At 63.9% G+C, this 20762-nt stretch carries 24 protein-coding genes and 2 pseudogenes; 16 read left to right on the plus strand and 10 right to left on the minus strand.

The window, feature by feature from the left end; translation table 11 throughout:
- From H8A92_RS41245 to dapE, 11 genes and pseudogenes are all read left to right on the plus strand, one after another.
- On the plus strand, positions 1–61 hold a 61-nt coding region (locus tag H8A92_RS41245; RefSeq protein WP_420831393.1), incomplete at its 5' end, for a 50S ribosomal protein L34.
- Between the two features lie 32 nt (positions 62–93).
- Positions 94–474, plus strand: a complete 381-nt coding sequence (rnpA, locus tag H8A92_RS31950) for a ribonuclease P protein component (RefSeq protein ID WP_163158492.1) — start codon at positions 94–96, stop codon at positions 472–474.
- Positions 475–477: 3 nt separating this feature from the next.
- Positions 478–2358: a membrane protein insertase YidC gene (gene yidC / locus H8A92_RS31955; protein ID WP_229199405.1), complete on the plus strand. Its 1881-nt coding sequence runs from the start codon at positions 478–480 to the stop codon at positions 2356–2358.
- 162 nt (positions 2359–2520) lie between these two features.
- On the plus strand, positions 2521–3174 hold the full coding sequence (yihA, locus tag H8A92_RS31960; RefSeq protein ID WP_229199406.1) for a ribosome biogenesis GTP-binding protein YihA/YsxC: 654 nt from the start codon (positions 2521–2523) through the stop codon (positions 3172–3174).
- A 38-nt stretch (positions 3175–3212) separates the two neighbouring features.
- A complete protein-coding gene (locus H8A92_RS31965; RefSeq protein WP_229199419.1) occupies positions 3213–3539 on the plus strand; it encodes a DUF423 domain-containing protein in 327 nt (108 codons plus the stop codon).
- A 72-nt stretch (positions 3540–3611) separates the two neighbouring features.
- Entirely contained in the window at positions 3612–4505 is an 894-nt protein-coding gene (argB, locus tag H8A92_RS31970) for an acetylglutamate kinase (protein WP_016848093.1), read from the plus strand.
- 235 nt (positions 4506–4740) lie between these two features.
- A complete protein-coding gene (locus H8A92_RS31975) occupies positions 4741–5649 on the plus strand; it encodes a DUF1036 domain-containing protein (RefSeq protein ID WP_420831392.1) in 909 nt (302 codons plus the stop codon).
- A 190-nt stretch (positions 5650–5839) separates the two neighbouring features.
- Positions 5840–6535 carry a pyrimidine 5'-nucleotidase gene (locus H8A92_RS31980; RefSeq protein WP_233285695.1) on the plus strand — a complete coding sequence of 232 codons (696 nt, stop codon included), beginning with the start codon at positions 5840–5842 and terminating at the stop codon, positions 6533–6535.
- A gap of 249 nt (positions 6536–6784) precedes the next feature.
- Positions 6785–7629: pseudogene (gene dapD, locus H8A92_RS31985) on the plus strand (2,3,4,5-tetrahydropyridine-2,6-dicarboxylate N-succinyltransferase).
- A 199-nt stretch (positions 7630–7828) separates the two neighbouring features.
- Positions 7829–8449 (plus strand): DUF805 domain-containing protein, encoded by a 621-nt coding sequence (locus H8A92_RS31990; protein WP_229199407.1) that lies wholly within the window; start codon positions 7829–7831, stop codon positions 8447–8449.
- Positions 8450–8466: 17 nt separating this feature from the next.
- Complete coding sequence (dapE, locus tag H8A92_RS31995) at positions 8467–9633, plus strand: succinyl-diaminopimelate desuccinylase (protein WP_229199408.1); 1167 nt, start codon at positions 8467–8469, stop codon at positions 9631–9633.
- 168 nt (positions 9634–9801) lie between these two features.
- Here dapE and rpsU read toward each other — a convergent pair whose 3' ends face one another.
- On the minus strand, positions 9802–10077 hold the full coding sequence (gene rpsU / locus H8A92_RS32000; RefSeq protein ID WP_229199421.1) for a 30S ribosomal protein S21: 276 nt from the start codon (positions 10075–10077) through the stop codon (positions 9802–9804).
- Positions 10078–10512: 435 nt separating this feature from the next.
- On the opposite strand from rpsU, the gene H8A92_RS32005 reads away from it, so the two are divergent.
- Together H8A92_RS32005 and H8A92_RS32015 are read left to right on the plus strand one after the other, a co-directional pair.
- Positions 10513–10722 carry a cold-shock protein gene (locus tag H8A92_RS32005; RefSeq protein WP_229199409.1) on the plus strand — a complete coding sequence of 70 codons (210 nt, stop codon included), beginning with the start codon at positions 10513–10515 and terminating at the stop codon, positions 10720–10722.
- A gap of 377 nt (positions 10723–11099) precedes the next feature.
- Positions 11100–11315, plus strand: coding sequence for a hypothetical protein (locus H8A92_RS32015; protein WP_229199410.1), 216 nt, complete (start codon positions 11100–11102; stop codon positions 11313–11315).
- 361 nt (positions 11316–11676) lie between these two features.
- On the opposite strand, the gene H8A92_RS32020 is transcribed toward H8A92_RS32015, so the two are convergent.
- Positions 11677–11856 (minus strand): hypothetical protein, encoded by a 180-nt coding sequence (locus H8A92_RS32020; protein ID WP_229199411.1) that lies wholly within the window; start codon positions 11854–11856, stop codon positions 11677–11679.
- Positions 11857–11904: 48 nt separating this feature from the next.
- On the opposite strand from H8A92_RS32020, the gene H8A92_RS32025 reads away from it, so the two are divergent.
- Positions 11905–12357 (plus strand): hypothetical protein, encoded by a 453-nt coding sequence (locus H8A92_RS32025; RefSeq protein ID WP_229199412.1) that lies wholly within the window; start codon positions 11905–11907, stop codon positions 12355–12357.
- Between the two features lie 213 nt (positions 12358–12570).
- Here the strand turns inward: H8A92_RS32025 and H8A92_RS32030 are convergent, their stop codons facing one another.
- From H8A92_RS32030 to def, 4 genes are all read right to left on the minus strand, one after another.
- The gene (locus H8A92_RS32030) at positions 12571–12822 is read right to left on the minus strand and encodes a DUF6894 family protein (protein WP_229199413.1); all 252 of its coding nucleotides are present in this window, start codon (positions 12820–12822) and stop codon (positions 12571–12573) included.
- Positions 12823–13378: 556 nt separating this feature from the next.
- Positions 13379–14116: a tRNA pseudouridine(38-40) synthase TruA gene (gene truA / locus H8A92_RS32035; protein WP_229199414.1), complete on the minus strand. Its 738-nt coding sequence runs from the start codon at positions 14114–14116 to the stop codon at positions 13379–13381.
- Positions 14116–15051, minus strand: coding sequence for a methionyl-tRNA formyltransferase (fmt, locus tag H8A92_RS32040; protein ID WP_229199415.1), 936 nt, complete (start codon positions 15049–15051; stop codon positions 14116–14118). The genes truA and fmt overlap by 1 nt, the downstream gene beginning before the upstream one ends.
- A gap of 36 nt (positions 15052–15087) precedes the next feature.
- The gene (gene def, locus H8A92_RS32045) at positions 15088–15615 is read right to left on the minus strand and encodes a peptide deformylase (RefSeq protein WP_074130988.1); all 528 of its coding nucleotides are present in this window, start codon (positions 15613–15615) and stop codon (positions 15088–15090) included.
- 170 nt (positions 15616–15785) lie between these two features.
- Here def and H8A92_RS32050 point away from each other — a divergent pair, with 170 nt between their 5' ends.
- Positions 15786–17006 (plus strand): DNA recombination protein RmuC, encoded by a 1221-nt coding sequence (locus tag H8A92_RS32050; protein WP_229199416.1) that lies wholly within the window; start codon positions 15786–15788, stop codon positions 17004–17006.
- A gap of 97 nt (positions 17007–17103) precedes the next feature.
- Positions 17104–18483 carry an AmpG family muropeptide MFS transporter gene (locus H8A92_RS32055; RefSeq protein WP_229199417.1) on the plus strand — a complete coding sequence of 460 codons (1380 nt, stop codon included), beginning with the start codon at positions 17104–17106 and terminating at the stop codon, positions 18481–18483.
- Between the two features lie 258 nt (positions 18484–18741).
- Here the strand turns inward: H8A92_RS32055 and H8A92_RS32060 are convergent, their stop codons facing one another.
- The 4 genes and pseudogenes from H8A92_RS32060 to H8A92_RS32075 form a co-directional block, all read right to left on the minus strand.
- Positions 18742–19170 carry a hypothetical protein gene (locus H8A92_RS32060; protein WP_229199418.1) on the minus strand — a complete coding sequence of 143 codons (429 nt, stop codon included), beginning with the start codon at positions 19168–19170 and terminating at the stop codon, positions 18742–18744.
- Positions 19171–19316: 146 nt separating this feature from the next.
- The gene (recR, locus tag H8A92_RS32065; protein ID WP_163160808.1) at positions 19317–19922 is read right to left on the minus strand and encodes a recombination mediator RecR; all 606 of its coding nucleotides are present in this window, start codon (positions 19920–19922) and stop codon (positions 19317–19319) included.
- Positions 19923–20243, minus strand: a complete 321-nt coding sequence (locus tag H8A92_RS32070) for a YbaB/EbfC family nucleoid-associated protein (RefSeq protein WP_021079589.1) — start codon at positions 20241–20243, stop codon at positions 19923–19925. It lies immediately after the preceding gene.
- A gap of 23 nt (positions 20244–20266) precedes the next feature.
- Positions 20267–20762, minus strand: a pseudogene (locus tag H8A92_RS32075) (DNA polymerase III subunit gamma/tau); the annotation flags it as partial.

Raw genomic sequence — 20762 nt, forward strand, 5'->3', positions numbered from 1 at the left:
CGGCGGCCGCAAGGTCCTCGCTGCGCGTCGCGCGCGCGGCCGCAAGCGCCTGAGCGCCTGAGCCCGGACGTCTCCTCTCCGGAGATACCCATTATGGATCGGCTGAGGCAGCGGGCGGATTTCCTCGCCGTTGCCAATGGCGCACGGGCGAATACCGCAGCTTTTGTGCTGCAGGGCCGCCGCCGCGATGATCAGGGCCCGATCCGCGTCGGCTATACCGTCACCAAAAAGAACGGCACTGCGACCGAGCGTAACCGCATCCGGCGCCGGCTTCGCGAAGTGATGAGACGGGTCGATGCCGTATTCATGCGGCCGCACCATGATTATGTGCTAGTCGGCCGCCGTGACGCGCTGACCCGCGACTTTACGACCATGCTTGACGATCTGCGGTCGGCGTTGCGCCGCCTCGACCGGCCTGCGCCAAAAGCGGGCAACGAAAGCGCACGTAATCCGAATGGAATGACGAGACCCTGAGAGATGTCCAATAACCGCAACACGATCCTTGCCGTCATTCTGTCCGGCCTCGTCCTGATCGCCTGGCAATATTTCTACAACGTGCCGCAGATGGAGAAGCAGCGCGAGGCGCAGCGGCTGGCCGAGTTGCAGAAGCCTGCGCCGCAGCCGACGGCTCCGGGGGCTGCTCCAGGCGCTTCGACCACGCCCTCGCCGGCACCGGGCAAGCCTGCTGCTGACGCGCCGGTGGCAAGCCGCGAGACCGTGCTTGCAGCCGGCCCGCGCATCAAGATCGACACCCCGCGCGTGATCGGTAGCATCGCGCTGAAGGGCGCCCGGATCGACGATCTGTCACTGGTCCAGTTCCGCGAGACGGTCGACCCGAAGTCGCCGGCCATCGTGCTGCTGTCGCCGTCCGGCACGGCCGAGCCGTATTATGCCGAGTTCCTGTGGCTGACCGCCAACGGCGCGTCGGTGAAGACGCCGGACTCCGAAACCGTCTGGCAGCAGGAGGGGTCGAACAGCCTGTCGCCGAGCACCCCGGTGGTTCTGAAATACGAGAACGGCCAGGGCCTGACCTTCCGCCGCACCATCTCGATCGACGATCGCTACCTCTTCAGCATCAAGGACGAGGTCATCAATCAAGGCAGCGCGCCGGTGACGCTGTACCCGTTTGGGCTGATCTCGCGCGGCGGCAAGCCGCCGGTCTCGGGCTATGCGATCCTGCATGAAGGCCTGATCGGCTATCTCGGCGAACAGGGCCTGCAGGAATACACCTACAAGAACATCGACGACAGCAAGATCCAGACCGGCGAGGATTCGCGTGGCGTCAAGTTTGACAACGTGACCAACGCCTGGCTCGGCATTACCGACAAATACTGGGCGACAGCCCTTCTGCCGGACACCAACGCCACACTGCAAACGGCCCGTCTTACCAACGACTCGGCTTCCGATCCGCGCGCCAAACGCTATCGGGCCGACTACATGCTCGGCGCGCAGACCATTCCGATCGGCGGCACCGGCGTTGCCAATGCACGGCTGTTCGCCGGCGCGAAGGAAGCCGCTACCGTCGGCCTCAACTTCCCGCTGGTCGGCTTCGGCGGCTACAACAAGCAGCTCGGCCTCAACCATTTCGACCTCCTGATCGACTGGGGCCACTTCTACTTCATCACCAAGCCGATGTTCCTGGCGCTCGACTGGTTCTATCGCCTGGTCGGGAATTTCGGCATCGCGATCCTGCTGGTGACCGTGATCGTGAAGCTGCTGTTCTTCCCGCTCGCCAACAAGTCCTACGCCTCGATGGCGAAGATGAAGTCGGTGCAGCCGCAGCTGCAGGCGCTGAAGGAACGCTATCCTGACGACCGCGTGAAGCAGCAGCAGGAGATGATGGAGATCTACAAGAAGGAGAAGATCAACCCGATCGCCGGCTGTCTTCCGGTCGTCGTGCAGATCCCGGTGTTCTTCTCGCTCTACAAGGTGCTCTTCATCACCATCGAAATGCGGCACGCGCCGTTCTTCGGCTGGATCAAGGACCTCTCGGCGCCCGATCCGACAAATCTGTTCACGCTGTTCGGTCTGATCCCGTTCGACCCGATCGCGCTGCTCGGACCGCATTTCGGCGCCTATCTGGTGATGGGCATCTGGCCGATCATCATGGGCATCACGATGTGGGTCCAGATGAAGCTCAACCCGGCGCCGCCGGACCCGACCCAGAAGATCATCTTCGACTGGATGCCGCTGATCTTCACCTTCATGCTGGCCGGCTTCCCGGCGGGTCTCGTGATCTACTGGGCCTGGAACAACACGCTCTCGGTGCTGCAGCAGAGCTTCATCATGCGCAAGAACGGCGTGAAGGTGGAGTTGTTCGACAATCTGAAGTCGACGTTCGCCAAGAAGCCGACCTAGCTTCCGGCAACCCGCCTGTCACTGCGTCATGCCCGGCCTCGTGCCGGGCATCGACATTTTGGAGACCAGCAGGACAAGACGTTGACGGGGATGGCCGGGTCGTCTTACGCCAAAGCTGCGCCTTGGGCTTGTGCCCGACCACGATGAAATGGGACCCTTCGCATGACCGCCGAACCCGATGCGGAGCTGATCGAACAGGGGCGAAAGCTGTTCGCAGGCGACTGGCGCTTCATCTGGGCCTCGCCCTCGATCGAAACGCTGCCGCCGATGGCAGGCCTCGAGGTCGCTTTTGCCGGCCGCTCCAATGTCGGCAAGTCGAGCCTGATCAACGCGCTGACCGGCCGCAGCAATCTGGCGCGCACTTCGCACACGCCCGGCCGCACCCAGGAGCTGATCTTCTTCGAAGGACCGGAGAAGGCGGGCTTCCGCCTGGTCGACATGCCGGGCTACGGCTACGCCTCGGCGCCGAAGACCAAGGTGGCGTCGTGGACGGCGCTGATCCACAAATTCCTGCTCGGACGCGCGACGCTGGCGCGGGTCTATGTGCTGATCGACGCCCGCCACGGCATCAAGGACGTCGACCTCGACGTGCTGAAGACGCTGGACAAGTCCGCGGTCAGCTACCAGGTCGTGCTGACCAAGGCCGACCAGGTCAAGGCCGGCGAATTGAAGACCGTCATCGCCGACACGTCAGCGACGCTCGCAAAACATCCCGCGGCCTTCCCCGAAGTGCTGGTGACCTCGTCGCGCAGCGGCGACGGCATGCCGGAGCTGCGTGCCGCCATGGTGCGCCTGATCGAGGAGCGGCGCAGGTGAACGGCGCATCCCGCCTCCTGATCGGGCTAGCCGCCATCATGGGCGCCTGCGGCGTGATGCTAGCGGCGGCCGCCGCCCATCTGCCGGATGCCACGCGGCTGGCCGCGGCGTCCTCGATGCTGCTGTTCCATGTATCCGCCGCCATCGCGGCGGTTGCGGTCGCCGACCGTGCAGTCGTCCATGCCAGGCTCGGAATCGTGGCGGCAGCGGGATTCGTCATCGCGGCGTCATTGTTCGCGGGCGACCTGGTGCTGCGCCAATATGCCGGCCACGGCTTGTTTCCGATGGCCGCGCCGTCAGGCGGAACATTGCTGATCCTGAGCTGGCTGGTGCTGGCGGTCGCGGCGATGTGGCCGAAGCGCTGATCCCGCTTTGCGCCCTGCCCGGCAATCAGATAGAACCGCGCCCGTCCCTCCGCTGACGACGAGACCAGCCCCATGACCGACCAGCACATCAGCCCGCTCGATCAGGCCCGCATCCTGTCCGAGGCGCTGCCGCATATGCAGGAATATGACGAGGAAACCATCGTCATTAAATACGGCGGCCATGCCATGGGCGCCGAGGACACCGCCAAGGCGTTCGCGCGCGACATCGTGCTGCTCGAACAGACCGCGATCAATCCGGTGGTCGTGCACGGCGGCGGCCCGCAGATCGCGACCATGCTGAAGCGCCTCGGCATCCAGTCGGAATTCGCCGCCGGCCTGCGCATCACCGATGCCGCCACCATCGAGATCGTCGAGATGGTGCTGGCCGGCTCGGTCAACAAGCAGATCGTCGGCTACATCAACGAGGCCGGCGGCAAGGCCGTGGGACTCTCCGGCAAGGACGGCAACATGGTGAAGGCGTCGAAGACGACGCGCACCATGGTCGATCCCGATTCCAACATCGAGAAGGCGATCGACCTCGGCTTCGTCGGCGACCCCGAGAAGGTCGACCTCACGCTGCTCAATCAGCTGATCGGCTATGAGCTGATCCCGGTGCTGGCGCCGCTGGCGACCTCGCAGGACGGCCAGACGCTGAACATCAACGCCGACACCTTTGCCGGCGCGATCGCGGGCGCACTGAAGGCCAAGCGCCTGCTGCTGCTGACCGACGTGCCCGGCGTGCTCGACAAGTCCAAGAAGCTGATTCCCGACCTGTCGATCAAGGAGGCGCGCAAGCTGATCGCCGACGGCACGATCTCCGGCGGCATGATCCCGAAGGTCGAGACCTGCATCTACGCGCTCGAACAGGGCGTGCAGGGCGTCGTCATCATCGACGGCAAGACGCAGCACGCGGTGCTGCTCGAGCTCTTCACCAACCAGGGCACCGGCACGCTGATCCATAAGTGAGCAGGCACAGCTATTCATCGTCATGGCCGGGCTTGTCCCGGCCATCCACGTCTTATCCGCGACAAGCTCGTGAACAAGACGTGGATGCCCGGGACGAGCCCGGGCATGACGGTGTGCATGTGCCCCGATCTCGCCGGTCGCCGGCGGCGCGGCTCGCGATGTCGCTCCCGGCCGCGCTGCTGTCGTTCCTGTTCTCGGCGCGCCGGCGCATGCCGACCTCAAGCTCTGCAATCGCATGAGCTATGTGATCGAGGCCGCGATCGGCATCGACGACAAGGCCGCAACCGCAACGCGCGGCTGGTTCCGGATCGATCCGGCAACCTGCCGCGTCGTGGTGCAGGGCGCGCTCAGCGCCGACCGCGTGCTGCTCAATGCCCGCGCGCTCGGCGTCTATGGCGCCTCCCCGATCCCGCAGAACGGCACCGATACGCTTTGCGTCGCGCAGGACAATTTCGTGATCGCCGCCGCGCGGCAATGCCGCTCCGGCCAGACGCCGGCGCAATTCACCCAGATCACGCCGACGCAGACCGATGACGGCAATCTGGTCGCCTATCTCGCCGAGGACAGCGAGTACGACGACGAGCAGGCGCGGCTCGCCGGCATCCAGCGCCTCTTGGTGATCGCGGGCTACGACGCCGCGCCGATCGACGGCGTCGACGGGCCGAAGACCCAGAGCGCACTGTCGGCTTTCCTCAGGAGCCGCGGGCTTGCGAGCGACATCGTGCAGTCGCCGAACTTCTTCACCACCATGGTCGACGCCGTGCAAAAGCCGTCGGCGACGGGCCTGACCTGGTGCAACGACACGCCGCACAAGGTGATGGCCGCGGTTGCGACCGACGACGGCAAGGTGGTGACCAGCCGCGGCTGGTATCGGATCGATCCCGGCAAGTGCCTGCATCCCGACGTCACGGGCACGCCGAAGCAGATCTATTCCTTCGCGGAAGCGGTCGACGGCGACAATCGCGCGATTCGCATCAAGGACAAGCCGCTGAACTGGGGCGGCGGGGTGCAACTCTGCACCCGCGACAGCAAGTTCGAGGTCAACGAGCAGGGCGACTGTGCCACTCGCGGCCTCACCGCGCTCGGTTTCACCACCGTCGACATGACCAGCGGCGGCAAGACGCTGCGCTTTGCGGTGCCGTGATGAAGACGCTGGCGCCACATACATCACCGTCGTCCTGGCGAAAGCCAGGACCCATAACCACAAGACTGCGTTTGGCGAAGAACGACGGGCATCGTGCCTTATTGATAGATTCCGCGGTATGGGTCCTGGCTTTCGCCAGGACGACAGCGGAGGCCTCTGCGACGTTCGCGCTGATCGCTGGAGGGCAATAATGAAAACTCCCCGCAGCTTCGGCCATGTCGAGACCTGGGTGTTCGACCTCGACAACACGCTGTACCCGCATCACGTCAATCTGTGGCAGCAGGTCGATGCGCGAATCGGCGAGTTCGTCGGCAACTGGCTGAAGATCTCACCCGAGGAAGCGCGGCGGCTGCAGAAGGACTATTACCTGCGCTACGGCACCACGATGCGCGGCATGATGACCGAGCACGGCGTGCAGGCCGACGACTATCTCGCCTATGTGCACAAGATCGACCACTCGCCGCTGCAGCCGAATCCGGCAATGGGCGCTGCGATCGCCAAGCTGCCGGGGCGCAAGCTGATCCTGACCAACGGCTCGGTCGACCATGTCGATGCGGTGCTCGGCCGGCTCGGCATCGGCCATCACTTCGACGGCGTGTTCGACATCATCGCCGCCGATCTCGAACCGAAACCTGCGCCGCAGACCTACCAGAAGTTCCTCAGGCTGCACGACGTCGATCCGGCGAAGGCTGCGATGTTCGAAGACCTCGCGCGCAATCTGGTGGTGCCGCATGAGCTCGGCATGACCACGGTGCTGGTGGTGCCCGACGGCAGCCAGGAGGTGGTGCGCGAGACCTGGGAGCTCGAAGGCCGCGACGCCGCTTATGTCGACCATGTCACTGACGATCTGACCGGGTTCTTGCAGCGGCTGAACGGAAAGCCCTGATCCCTCTCCACGTCGTCCCGGCGAAAGCCGGGACCCATTACCCCGAATGTCTGTGATGCGGCAGGCTGGGGCCACAGCGTGTAACCCAACCAAGATTTGTGGTTATGGGTCCCGGCTTTCGCCGGGACGACGGAGGAGAGAGAGCGCTCGCCGAACGACGGCCGAGTTTGCCTTGACTCCCATGCCCCAAATTCCGAAAACGCCCTGCAAATTTCCGTCATATCCCCGATACGCCCAAGGATCGTTCCGATGTCGCTGTCCGCCCTCGAAACCACCGTCAACACCGCGTTCGACGCCCGCGAAGGCATTTCGACCTCGACCAAGGGCGAGGTCCGCGAGGCTGTCGACCAGGCGCTGGAGCTGCTCGACAAGGGCGAGGCGCGCGTCGCCGAGCGCGAGGCTGATGGCAAGTGGAAGGTCAATCAGTGGCTGAAGAAGGCCGTGCTGCTCTCGTTCCGCCTCAACGACATGGGCCAGATCGCGGGCGCCCGGGCAAGGCATCGTGGTGGGACAAGGTGCCGTCGAAGTTCGAGGGCTGGGGCGAGAACCGTTTTCGCGATGCCGGCTTCCGCGCGGTGCCGGGCGCGATCGTGCGCCGCTCGGCCTTCATCGCCCGCAACGTCGTGCTGATGCCCTCGTTCGTCAATCTCGGCGCCTATGTCGATGAAGCGACCATGATCGACACCTGGTCGACGGTCGGCTCCTGCGCGCAGATCGGCAAGCGCGTGCACATTTCCGGCGGCGTCGGCATCGGCGGCGTGCTCGAGCCGCTGCAGGCCGAGCCCGTGATCGTCGAGGACGACTGCTTCATCGGCGCGCGCAGCGAAGTCGCCGAAGGCGTGATCGTGCGCAAGGGCGCGGTGCTGTCGATGGGCGTGTTCCTGGGCGCCTCGACCAAGATCGTCGACCGCGAGACCGGCGAAATCTTCGTCGGCGAGGTCCCCGAATATGCCGTCGTGGTGCCGGGCACCCTGCCCGCCAAGCCGCTGAAGAACGGCCAGCCCGGACCTGCCACCGCCTGCGCCGTGATCGTCAAGCGCGTCGACGAGCGCACCCGCGCCAAGACCAGCATCAACGAGCTGCTGCGGGACTGATCTCGCAACGATCCATCACCGTCACCCCGAGGTGGCCGCTTCTTCAGCGGCCCTCGAAGGGTCGACGGCCCGGCTGGTGGCCGTGCATCCTTCGAGACGCGCCTCGCGCTCCTCAGGATGACGGGTCATCGAACCAACTCTCCGCTCAAAACGACAAAACTTCGGGCCGCGAAACATTGCCGCTGCCCGGAGTTTGTTCATGGACTGGGCCAATTACCTGTTCGGCTTCAAGGGCCGCGTCAACCGGGCGAGGTTCTGGCTCGCGGGACTGATCATCCTCTGCTGGATGATGTTCCTGGCTCTGTTCGTGATTTTGACCGGCCTTGGCGGCAAGGGCGGGTCGTTCGGCTTCAATGTCGACGACATCTTCCGGGCCTTCGACCCCGACAGCTACAAGTCGCTGAGCTGGGCGGGATTACCGAAGCTGGTGGCCAAGGCCAGCGGAACGGTGCTGTTCGTCTGGGTCTATGTCGCTGTCTCGATCAAGCGCCTGCACGACCGCGACAGGAGCGGCTGGTGGATGATCCCGTTCTTCGCGATCCCCGGCCTCATGAGCCAGTTCTCCGACCGGCTTCCCGCTGACTCCTATTGGGCGATGGCCGCGGGCGCGATCGTGTTCGTGCTCTATATCTGGGGCTTCATTGAGCTCGCGTTTCTGCCCGGCACCTCCTACCCCAATCGCTACGGTCCCAATCCGCTGGGCAAGACCCATGTAAGCCGCGGAGGCAGCCGCGGCACCGGGTCGCGCTCCACGCAAGGCTGGGATCAGCAAAGCGAGCTCGATATCGTGCCGCACAAAGCTGGTCCACCCGCGCTGTGACGTGTTAAGCGAGGCGCATGAATGATGCCGTCTCGATTACCCGCGATCTGGTTCGCTGCCCCTCCGTCACCCCGGCCGACGCCGGCGCGCTCGGCGTTCTCGAAAATCTGCTGAAGACCGCAGGCTTCGAAGTCCACCGTGTCACGTTCACGGAGCCCGGCACCGCCGATGTCGACAATCTCTATGCCCGCATCGGCTCCTCGGCGCCGCACATCACCTTTGCCGGCCACACCGACGTGGTGCCGCCGGGCGATGAAGCGGCGTGGACGCTCGGCGCGTTCTCCGGCGAGGTCAAGGACGGCTATCTCTACGGCCGCGGGGCCGTCGACATGAAGGGCGGCATCGCCTGCAGCGTCGCCGCGGTGCTGCAATATCTCGGCGACCATGGCGGCAAACCGCGAGAAGATGGCAGCGGCTCGATCTCCTTCCTGGTTACCGGCGACGAGGAAGACGTCTCGATCAACGGCACCGTGAAGCTGTTGAAATGGTGCGCCGAGCGCGGCGAGAAGTTCGACCATTGCGTGCTCGGCGAGCCCTCGAATGTCGAGGTGCTCGGCGACATGATCAAGGTCGGCCGGCGCGGCTCGCAATCCGGCACGCTGATTGTCGACGGCGTGCAGGGCCACGTCGCCTATCCGCATCGCGCCTCGAATCCGGTGCCTGATATCTCGCGGCTGATCGTGGCGCTGAGCGACGAGCCGCTCGATCACGGCAGCGCGCAATTCCAGGCCAGCAACCTCGAATTCACCACGGTCGATGTCGGCAACGCCGCAAGCAATGTGATCCCCGGCCAGGCGCGGGCGAAGTTCAACATCCGCTACAACGACAACCACACCCAGGAGAGCCTGCGGCAGCTGGTCGACGAGCGGCTGGTGAAGGCCTGCGGCAACCGCATCCGCGCCCATATCGACTGGATGCCGTCGAATTCCAACGTGTTCGTCACCCAGCCCGGCCCGTTCACCGATCTCGCGGTCGCCGCGATCGAGGAAGTCACCGGCCGCAAGCCCGAACTCTCCACCTCGGGCGGCACCTCGGATGCGCGCTTCATCTCCAGCTATTGCCCGGTGATCGAATTCGGCCTGGTCGGGCAGACCATGCACCAGATCGACGAGCGCACGCCGGTGGCTGATCTAGAGAAGCTGACGCGGATCTATCGCGGGGTGCTGGACAGGTATTTTGCGTAGCCGACGCTTGGTCAGACAAAAATATCGAAAACAACCCCATGCACAGTAGGGATCGGGGCCACTGGCGCCTGTACTCGCAGGCGGACGGCCAACCGACGCCCCCCTCTCGGTATGCGGTGCGACACCACAACGCCCCCCAAAGTGCGGCATCTCCAACGAGAGTTATTTCTACTCCGGACGGGCCTTGATCTCCGGCAAAGCCGGCTTGCGCTCAAAAGGCTTCTTCTTCGGCGGCGCGGGCAGCAACCCTTCCCTGATCGCCTGCTTGCGAGCGAGCTTGCGGGCTCGTCGAATGGCCTCGGATTTCTCGCGGGCCTTTCTCTCCGACGGCTTCTCATAGGAGCGCCGCTGCTTCATTTCCCTGAAGACGCCCTCGCGTTGCATCTTCTTCTTGAGAACACGGAGTGCCTGTTCAACATTGTTGTCTCTGACAAGTATCTGCAATGGATCCTCTTCGCTCGGGCTGCAAACGCGACAAGTCCTGCAGGCAGCCAATTGCGCAGGAGCTTCATTGCGACTTTTTGAGGATAGTAGCGGCGACATCGTCGTCGAATTCGGGCAAGCCGATCTGCTTGTTACAGCGATGCAGCTTAGGGCCACGTGATCACTCTGATGCAGTGCTGTCAATCGACAAACCTTTGCCTCGACGCCGATGAGTCCGGGCCTGAAGCCTCTCGATCCGAGCACCAGAGAAGCCTGCTGAAACTAGTTCGGCTTCCGTCCTTGCAAAAACGCGAAAGCAATCTATATTGGAGCTGTTCGATCAGCCGCTGTGCCTTGTTGAATGCGCCCGCGGGCTCCTTTTCCAAAGACATCGACGAAGTTGAAGTTATCGCGTGATTGTCACGCGGCACGCGCTTGCGCGCTCTGGAGAAGAAAATGACGACAGGTACTGTTAAGTGGTTCAATGGCCAAAAGGGCTTCGGTTTCATCCAGCCGAACGATGGCGGCAATGATGTGTTCGTTCACATCAGCGCTGTCGAACGAGCTGGCCTTTCCGGACTCGGAGAGGGTCAGAAGGTCAATTTCGAGGCCAAGACCGACAAGATGCGAGGCAAGGTCAGCGCTGAAAATCTCACGCTGGCTTGATATCGTAGGCGCCGTTTCACGGATGTACTGAAACGGACCCTCTGCCCGCTCGATCCTCGGATTGAGCGGGTTTTGTCCGTTGCGAAGAACGCGAAGAAACCGGCAGAGCCGTCGCTCGAAGGCATCGCACGTTCCGATCGCAAGCGCGTGGCCGTCGAAGAGGGAGCCCGGGCATCGGCAGATGTCGAAGGCAGGCCATCGAGGTTCGCACGAACATGGCGCGCCTTCGAGAGATGCGCGAGGCCGAGGAAGCTGAAGCAGTTCTGCCCAGCACCTGTACGGAAGAAGCACTCACGGCACCCACGGACTTAGCGTCCCGCAACCGAGATCGGCGCCGCAGCAAAATTGGGCCGATCACATGCCAGGAAGCGCGGGTCGTGCGTAGAGCTAGATCGGACAGCGGCGGGACGATCACTTTCTTCCTCGCGTTCGGGGCAAATCGACAAATGTGCCGGTTAGCGACGACGTTCAGCACGCAGAAGCAGGCTTTCAGCTATCTGCAAAAGCATCGAACGGAATTCGAGCGTATGGCTCGGGCGCGCATGGCTTCAGGCGAGCTCGAAGACGGAATAGTCGTGCTTTCGATGCTGTAGAGATCGGTTCGGAAAAGTGCGAAGCGGTTTTCCGGAAAGACTGTGCTCGGACAAGAAGCTACGTCGCGACACTGATTCATCCTCATCGCGCTTTGGTTGTCAGTCCGGACCAGGGCTGCACGAATGCTTTCGCAATTAAGTGCGCTTGAATTCTTTCGCGGAGGAAGGTCGCTCCCAGCGATGAGGCCGCGTTCGCCCTGCGCTTCAATGGCCAAGCCATCCATGCGCGCGAGTTTCAAGCTCTTCGATGTCGTCCAGAGACAGTACCGCTTCCAATCCCGGCGGCCCGCTGACTGGCCAGATCCAGCCTTTTTTGTCTAGGGCGAGCGCCATCCCAGATGTCAAACCAGAAATGCGGCACCTAACGTGCCGTGCCGGGCTGGCTTTGTCGCTCGGCTTCCCTGGCCAAGCGTTCAGCTTTCAAGCGTTCCCGGTTTGCCTGGAAAGCCTGTTCGGCCTTTTCGTACTCAGTGATCATTTTCTTCTCGGTCTGCTTGAACAGATTGTTCGCCTCGTTGGCGGGCTCCGGTGGCCGTCTCATGCGTGTCCTCCCCGTTTGCGGTGATCTGCAGTCGCCCAGGTCTGCGGCTTGCAGGTGCTCGGCTTATCGTTGACTCGGCTTGCGGCGCGTGGGGCGGTCGATCCGCACGCAGTCGAACTCCTTTGGTCCGTCGAGAAGATCACGCTTGCGGATTGCCCGGTCATCTGCCGTTGTCGTGGCGTCTTCCATGCGATCGATCGTGTCGCCAGCCATTTTGCGAGCGCGCTGCTTCTGGCGATCCTGATCGACGTGCGCCGTGATGCCAAGTTGCACCAGGCGGCTTATTGCCTCGGACAAACCAGGCTTGTCTTCCTGCCGAGCAATCCATGCCACGACGGGCCCTCAGCAAGGATTCCGAAGGTCGAAAGCCCGCAATTTGAGCGCGGATGGAACGGCTTATTGGTTTTCTCATCGGGCCTTTCAGTTTACGAACAGAATGCCGTCTGGGCCGCCCCTGGCAAAAAAGACCAACGAGCGGTCTTACCGATAGGTTCCGATTGAACAGGGACGCGGGAGTCGTCTCCTGAAATGGAGCATGACGAGGACCGCTCCAGGCGCACCATGGTCCAATGTGTGCACCTTCGAGCGAAAAGTTGCCATTCAGTAGCGTGAGCGCGGCCCGGTAGCTGACGCCGCCCCCGCTGCTGCTTTCATCGCCTCCATGCAGGCGCGAAAAGCTATCCATCGCATTCGGCTCCAGCTATCCCTCCGGGCTCATGATTGCTTTCGTAGCCGGTCAAATTCGAACGTGAATCTTACGAGAAGGACGGGCCCAAAATCGTCCCTGACCTCAACCGCCATCTCTTGCGAAACCTTGCCATCGTAGATGGTGGCAGCATCTCGTACCATGTCAGCCAAGGAACGCGCGGCCTCTTCTTGTGCCCGCTTGAAGGTGGTTAGTTCCAAGCCCTCGTCGTCGACGATGATCCCATCTGCATCTCGCAAATCGAAATAGTACCGCGTCATGGTGACCAATCGTCGGCATACACATTCGAGCGATCAACCATCATATGTTAGCCCGGTTCCTAAAGCGCTCGGGCCTCGGTCGTGCTATTCCTTAGGCGGCCTCACCGGACCAGCGATCAACCGATATTTGGGAACCCAAACCGTATTCCACGTCTCCATCGTGGCACCGCAAACGGCACATTCGAAGCTGCCGATCTCACGGCTGGCCAACATGACTTCGGAGCGGTCATAAACTGCGCCGCACCTACACCCTCGATGATGGGTCCCGGTCATTGGAGTTCTTATGGGCTCGTCGTGCCGGGATTGCCAGCCTTCAATGTCCGGAACCGCTCATGAATGCCAAAATTGGGTGAGACAACATCCGATCCAAAGCGACCGCAGCGAGCCGCTTTTTCCAACCCTCCACTATGTGACGCTTCGCAATCGGATGGAGCGGTTCAACAGCATTAGGTGATGTCGCGGCTCAGCGGCGCGACGACACGCTTGCCGCCAGCGACCTCGCCTTCGTCCAACTCGCTTCAATCGAGTCATGGCTCGGCGCTAATGCGTCCACGTCCTAATAATCCACCCGCATCAGATAGAGCCCGTCCGGCGGCGCGACGGGGCCGCAGGCGGCGCGGTTGCGGGTGGCGAGTGCGGCGAAAAGATCGTCCGCGCTCCAGCGGCCCTCGCCGACCCAGACCAGCGAGCCCACCATCGAACGCACCTGGCTGTGCAGGAACGAGCGCGCCGAGGTCACGATGTTGATGGCACTGCCCTCGCGCGTGACGTCGAGCTGATCGAGCGTCTTCTCCGGCGACTTGGCCTGGCACTCGGTGTCGCGAAATGTCGTGAAATCGTGCTTGCCGAGCAGCCGCTGCGCGGCCTCGTGCATCGCGCCAGCATCGAGCGCGCGCGGCACGCGCCAGACCCGGCCGATGTCGAGCGCGAGGTTCGCGCGGGTATTGGCGATGCGGTAGAGATAGTGCCGCCTGGTCGCCGAGAACCGCGCCTCGAAATCGTCGGGCACGATATCGGCCGCGAGCACGGCGATCGGATTCGGGCGCAGATGCGCATTCAGCCCGTCGCGAAAGCGGCCGGGCGGAAAATGCTTGGCGACATCGCAATGCGCGACCTGGCCGCGCGCGTGCACGCCGGCGTCGGTACGCCCTGCGCCATGGACGCGCACGTCCTCGCCGCAGATCGCCTTGACCGCGGTCTCCAGCGCGCCCTGCACGGTCGGCGCGGTGTCCTGGATCTGCCAGCCGGAGAACGGGGTGCCGTCATACTCGATGGTGAGCTTGTAACGGGGCATCAGCCGAGCCGCGCAGGCGGCTTCAGCGGCGTGCCGCGCAAGAAGTCCGCGGCCTTCGTCGGCGTCTTGCCAGCGCGCTGCAGTTCGAGAATCCGGATCGCGCCGTCGCCGCAGGCGATCGCGAACTTGTCGTCCAGCACGTCGCCCGGTTGACCCGCGCCCTTCGCCAGCTCGCAGCGCAGGATCTTCAGCCGCACCGGCTCGCCCTCGCCGGCGAGCTCGCACCAGGCGCCGGGGAACGGCGACAGCCCGTGAATGTGCCGCAGCACCGCGCGCGCCGGCTGCGTCCAGTCGATCCGTGCCTCGGCCTTCTCGATCTTGGCGGCGTAGGTGACGCCGTGCTCGCTCTGCTTCGTCAGCTGCAAGCCGCTGCGCTCGAGCCCACCCATCGCGCGTACCATCAGGTCGGCGCCGAGCGGCGCCAGCGCGTCATGCAGATCGGATGCCGTCATGCTGTCCGATATCAGCAGCCGCTCGGCCATCGCGACGTCGCCGGTGTCGAGACCGACATCCATCTTCATCACCATCACACCGCTCTCGGCATCACCCGCCATGATGGCGCGGTTGATCGGCGCGGCGCCGCGCCAGCGCGGCAGCAGCGAAGCATGCAGGTTGAAGCAGCCGAGCTTCGGCGCGTCGAGGATGGCCTGCGGCAGGATCATGCCGTAGGCGACGACGACGGCGGCATCCGCGTCGTGCGCGCGAAACTCCTCGAGCGCTTCGTCTGTCTTCAGCGTCTTCGGCGTCAGCACGGGAATGCCGAGCCGCCGCGCCTCCTGCTCGACCGGTGTCGGCTGCAATTGCAGGCCGCGCCGCCCGCCCGGCTTCGGCGCGCGGGTGTAGACGGCCACGACCTCATGGCCATGAGCCACGAGCTCCAGCAGCGTCGGCACCGCGAAATCGGGCGTTCCCATGAAGATCAGACGAAGAGGCATTGGATCAGATTCTTCCGGGCGTCGGAATGAGCGCCGTTAGTCCGCCGCGCGCTTGGCGGCCTTCTCGAATTTCTTGAAGACGCGGTCACGCTTCAGCTTCGACAGATAGTCCACGAACAGCACGCCGTTGAGATGATCGATCTCGTGCTGGATGCAGGTGGCGTAGAGCCCCTCGGCATCCTCCTCGTGCAGCTTGCCGTCGAGGTCGGTGAAGCGCAGGCGCACCCGCGCCGGGCGCTCGACCTCCTCGTAATATTCGGGGATCGACAGGCAGCCCTCTTCGTAGACCGACAGCTCTTCCGAATGCGAGATGATCTCGGGATTGATGAACACCCGCGGCTGCGGCGTGGTCTCGCCGTTCTCGTCGCGCTTGGCGAGGTCCATGGTGATCAGCCGCAGCGGCTGCGCGACCTGGATCGCCGCGAGCCCGATGCCGGGTGCGTCATACATGGTCTCGAGCATGTCGTCGGCGAGCTTGCGGATCTCCGGCGTCACCTTCTCGATCGGTTTGGACACCAGCCGCAACTGCTTGTCCGGCAGGATGATGATTTCTCGTAATGCCATGGCGGCGATTTAAGCCGGTGACTTCATGGGGTCAATGCGCTCAGGAACCCGTTAGGACAACGTTAACGACGTTTATTTACCCGGCATTAACCAGGAAAATTCAGAAAGCATTTACCATAAACGTTCCCTCTTCGTTCGCGTCCGGCCGCGAATCGGCTACAACCGACGCCATGAACGAGATTCTGCTCACGATTGGCGACCTTCCGGTCCGTGTCTCCGACGCGTTGATCGGGCTTGGCGCGCTGGCGCTGATCCTGCTGTTCGCCATCGCCGTGGTGATCGCACGCGGCAGCCGGCGCGGCGCGGAACTCGCGATGGCCCAGGCGATTCGCGCCGACGAGCTGGAGGAGCGGCTCGCCGACATGCTGCGGGCCCAGAGCGAATCCTCCGGACGGGTCGATGCCAAGGTTGATGCCTTCGCGCAGGCGCTGGCCGGCCGCCAGGCCGAGATGGCCCGCGCCGTCAACGAGCGGCTGGATTCGGTGACCCACCGGGTCGGCCAGTCAATGGAACAATCGACCCGCAACACGATGGATTCGCTGCGCGTGCTGCACGAACGGCTCGGCATCATCGACCACGCCCACAAGAACCTCAACGAGCTGACCACCCAGGTGACGACCCTGCGCGACGTGCTCGCCAACAAGCAGTCGCGCGGCGCGTTCGGCCAGGCGCGGATGGAGGCGATCGTCCAGGACGGCATGCCGAAGGGCTCGTTCGCGTTCCAGCATACGCTGACCACGGGCAAGCGGCCGGACTGCGTCGTGTACCTGCCCGATCAGCGCCCGCTCTGCATCGACGCCAAGTTTCCGCTGGAGGCGATGACCGCGCTGCACGATGCGCGCAGCGACGAGGAGCGCAAATCGGCCTGCCAGCGCCTGCGCGCCGACGTGCTCAAGCATGTCAGCGATATCGCGGAAAAATACCTGATCCCGGGCGAGACCCAGGACACCGCGCTGATGTTCGTGCCTTCGGAATCGGTCTATGCCGAGATCCATGACGGCTTCGACGACGTGATCCAGAAGGCCTATCGCGCCCGCGTCGTGCTGGTGTCGCCCTCGCTCTTGATGCTGGCGATCCAGGTGATGCAGCAGATCCTGAAGGACGCCCGGATCCGCGACGCCGCCGACCAGATCCGCAACGAGGTGATGCATCTTGGTGATGATCTCGGCCGCCTGCGCGAGCGCGTGCTCAAGCTGCAAAATCACTTCGGCCAGGTGAATGAGGACGTCAGGCAGATCCTGATCTCCGCCGACAAGATCGAAAAGCGCGCCGGCCGCATCGAAGAACTCGACTTCAGCAAGTCCGAGACCCCGATCGAGGTGCCGCGCTTCGTCAAGCCCGCCGCCACCGACCTGTTCCCCGCCCCGCGCAAGCTGCAGGCGGGGGAGTAGTGATAGAGTACGATCTAAGCCAAGGATTCAGTGTCATCGCCCGGTCGAGCCGGGCGATGACACCTCCTAGTGGCTCGAATCTGGTAACACCGACTCTATGACCGCACCTGAAGCCTTGTCAGACGCGTCCGCCAAGCCACCCGCTGCCCCTCCTGCCGCCACCTCCTGGCGCGACGGCTTGGCGGTGTACCTGCAGCCACGGGTGCTGATCGTACTGCTGCTCGGCTTCTCTTCGGGTCTGCCGCTGGCGCTGTCGGGCTCGACGCTGCAGGTCTGGATGAAGGAGGCCGGGGTCGATCTCGGCACCATCGGGCTGCTGGCGCTGATCGGCACGCCCTACACGCTGAAGTTCCTCTGGGCGCCGCTGGTGGACGCGCTGCACGTGCCGCTGTTCACGCAGGTGTTCGGACGCCGCCGCGGCTGGCTGCTGCTCTCGCAGCTGTTGCTGATCGCAGCGATCGTGGTGCTGGCGGTGGCTGATCCGGCACGCTCGCCGTGGTTCGCGGCCTTTGCAGCGCTATTGGTCGCAACGGCGTCGTCGACGCAGGACATCGTGGTCGATGCTTTCCGCGTCGAAAGCCTGCCCGAAAGCGAACAGGCCGCCGGCATGGCGTCCTATGTCGCGGCCTATCGCGTCGGCATGCTGGTCTCGACCGCCGGCGCGCTGTTCATCGTCAGCGGTTTCGAGTCCGCCGGCCTTGCGCGCCCTTCGGCGTGGATGTGGGGCTATATGGTGATGGCCACGCTGGTCGTGATCGGCACCGTCACATCGCTTGCAGCGACCGAGCCGGTCCAATCGAAAGGCGCGGAGGCGGCCACGCACGCGCAGAACGCAGCGGAACGGGTGTTGCACGCCGCGCTCGGCGCTTTCTCCGAGTTCCTCAGCCGCAAGGACGCACTTGCGGCGCTCGCCTTTGTGGTGCTGTTCAAGTTCACCGATGCGTTCTCGGGCACCATGACCGCGCCATTCGTGATCGACCTCGGCTTTTCCAAGGTCGATTACGCGGCGATCGTGAAGGGTGTCGGCCTCGCTGCAACGCTGATCGGCGGCTTTGCCGGCGGCTTCGTGGCGCGGCGCTATTCGCTGGCGACCAGCCTCTGGATCGGCGGCGTCCTGCAGGCGGTCGCCAACCTGTCGTTCTCCTGGCTCGCGCATGTCGGGGTCGATCAATGGGCGCTCGCGCTTGCGATCACCGCGGAGAACTTCACCAGCGCGATCGGCACCGTGATCTTCGTCGCCTACCTCTCGGCGCTGTGCCGCAATCCGCTGCACACCGCGACCCAGTACGCGCTGCTGACGGCGCTCGCCGCGGTCGGCCGCACCTATCTGTCGTCGGGCGCGGGCTATATCGCCAAGGCGGTCGGCTGGCAGGTGTTCTTCGTGATCTGTGTGCTGGTCGCGATCCCGAGCCTGATCCTGCTGCTCTGGCTGCAACGGCGCGGGCATTTTGATGAGCTGGGACCGGTGCGGGTTTGACCCAATTGTCGTAGCTCGGATGGAGCCAACGGGTCGCGCGAACGCGCGTTCGATGACAGGCTCCGCGCAATCCCGCCACACATTCATTGTCGTCCCGGCGAAAGCCGGGACCCATAACCACAAATGTTTGTGGCGCGAAGGCTGGGGCCCCAACTTGCTTCAACAACGACCATTGGTGGTTATGGGTCCCGGATCGCGCTTCGCTTGTCCGGGACGACGAGGAATTAGCCGTTCGGGAAACCTCTCGATCGGCGCGCCCTACTTCGCCACCACACTCCACTTCGTGACGATGGCTTCGCTCATCTCGCCGGCGTCCTTGGCGCAGGCGACCTCGTCGACCTTCACGGAGATGGCCTTGCCGGACAGGCTCTTGAGCTGCGCGGCCTGGGCGTCGTTGGTCGGAATCAGCTGGAAGGTTTCCGGCCCGGTCTCGAGATTGCACAGCCCGTTCGGCGGCGGCAGGCGGCGCGGCTCGCTGGTGATCTGGTAGGTCGCGACGCGCTTGCCGCGGTTCTTGGTGTCGCGCACCTTCATGACGCCGAGTTCCCCCGAGAGCACGTCGCCGGCGTGGATCATCTTGCCGGGCTTCTGCGGCGCATCGCTCTGCTGCGCGATCGCGCCGGGCACGGCGAAAATTGCCGCGAGACACGCAAAGCCCAAGCGTACGCCGAATCGGTGTGTCGTCATTTGCGGTGGTTCCGTATTTGATTCGTCAGAGTGTGGATGACCATCCCCGAATCGTCATCCACCCTATCATTTTGTTTGAGCGCGATCTTTTCGACTTGTGACGGATCGCCTGGCGAATACCGCCACGTCCGGCTCTCAACTGCGCGCTAGAACAGCGTCCGCTGCCGCATGGCAGCCGATAGCGTACCTTCATCGAGATAATCAAGCTCGCCGCCGACAGGCACGCCATGCGCCAGCCGCGTCACCCGCACATTGGCCTCCGACAACAGGTCGGTGATGTAATGCGCGGTGGTCTGGCCGTCGACGGTCGCATTCAGCGCCAGGATGATCTCGCTCACCTCGGGCGCATGTGCGCGCGCCACCAGCTGATCGATGGTGAGATCCTGCGGACCGACACCGTCGAGCGGCGACAGCGTCGCGCCGAGCACGTGATAGCGGCCATTGGTCGCATTGGCGCGTTCCAGCGCCCAGAGATCGGCGACGTCGGCGACCACGACGATGATCGCGGGATCGCGGCGCGGATCGGTGCACACCGTGCAGGGGTTTTGTGTATCGATGTTGCCGCAGGTCTTGCAGACCTGGATCTTGTCGATCGCGACCTGCAGCGCTGCGGTCAGCGGCGTCATCAGGGCTTCGCGCTTCTTGATCAGATGCAGCGCCGCGCGCCGTGCCGAACGCGGCCCGAGCCCGGGCAGCCGCGCCAGCAACTGGATCAGGCGTTCGATTTCGGGGCCGGCAACGCTCGCAGCCATTTAAGTCGGACCAAATCCCGGCGGCAGGCCGAGCCCGCCGGTGAGCGCCATCATCTTCTCCTGCATCGCCGCCTCGGCCTTGCGGCGGGCATCGCCATGCGCGGTGACCAGGAGGTCCTCGAGCACCTCGCGCTCTTCCGGCTTCATCAGCGACGGGTCGATCTTGACGCCCTTCACTTCCATCTTCGCGGTCATGCGCACCGCGACGAGGCCGCCGCCGGAAATGCCTTCGACCTCGACATTGCCGAGTTGCTCCTGCATCTCCTGCATCTTGGATTGCAGCTGCGCTGCCTGCTTCATCATGCCGAGAAAATCAGCCATGCGTGCGTTCCTATCGCCAAATATCAATCGTCGTCGCTGTCGGAAGTTTCAATCGGATCTTCGCCGGTCGCATCCGCCACCGGAACCTCAGGGGCAAGGCGACGTACCTCGACCACCTTGGTGCCGGGGAAGCGCGCCAGCACCTCCTGCACACGCGGATCGGCTTCGGCGGCGCGCTGATGCTCGCTGCGCGCCAATTCGTTCTGCGAGCGCACGGTCGGCTGGCCGGCCTCGTTGGAGATGATCACGGTCCAGCGCCGCCCGGTCCACAGTTCGAGCTTGCGCGGCAGATCGGTGACGAGCGCGCGCTGTGCCTTCGGCTCGAGTGCGATTTCGAGCTGGCCATCCTCGATGCGCACCAGCCGCACATCGGCCTCCAGCGCGGCCTTGGTCATGATGTCGCGCCTCTCACCGGCGAGCGCGATCAGTTGCGGAAAACTCGTGATCCGCAGCATCGGCACGGCATCGGTGGCCGGCGCAGCCATCTGCGGACGGGCGGCGAGGTCGGCGCGCGGCGCC

This window comes from Bradyrhizobium acaciae, assembly GCF_020889785.1.
Taxonomy (GTDB): domain Bacteria; phylum Pseudomonadota; class Alphaproteobacteria; order Rhizobiales; family Xanthobacteraceae; genus Bradyrhizobium; species Bradyrhizobium acaciae.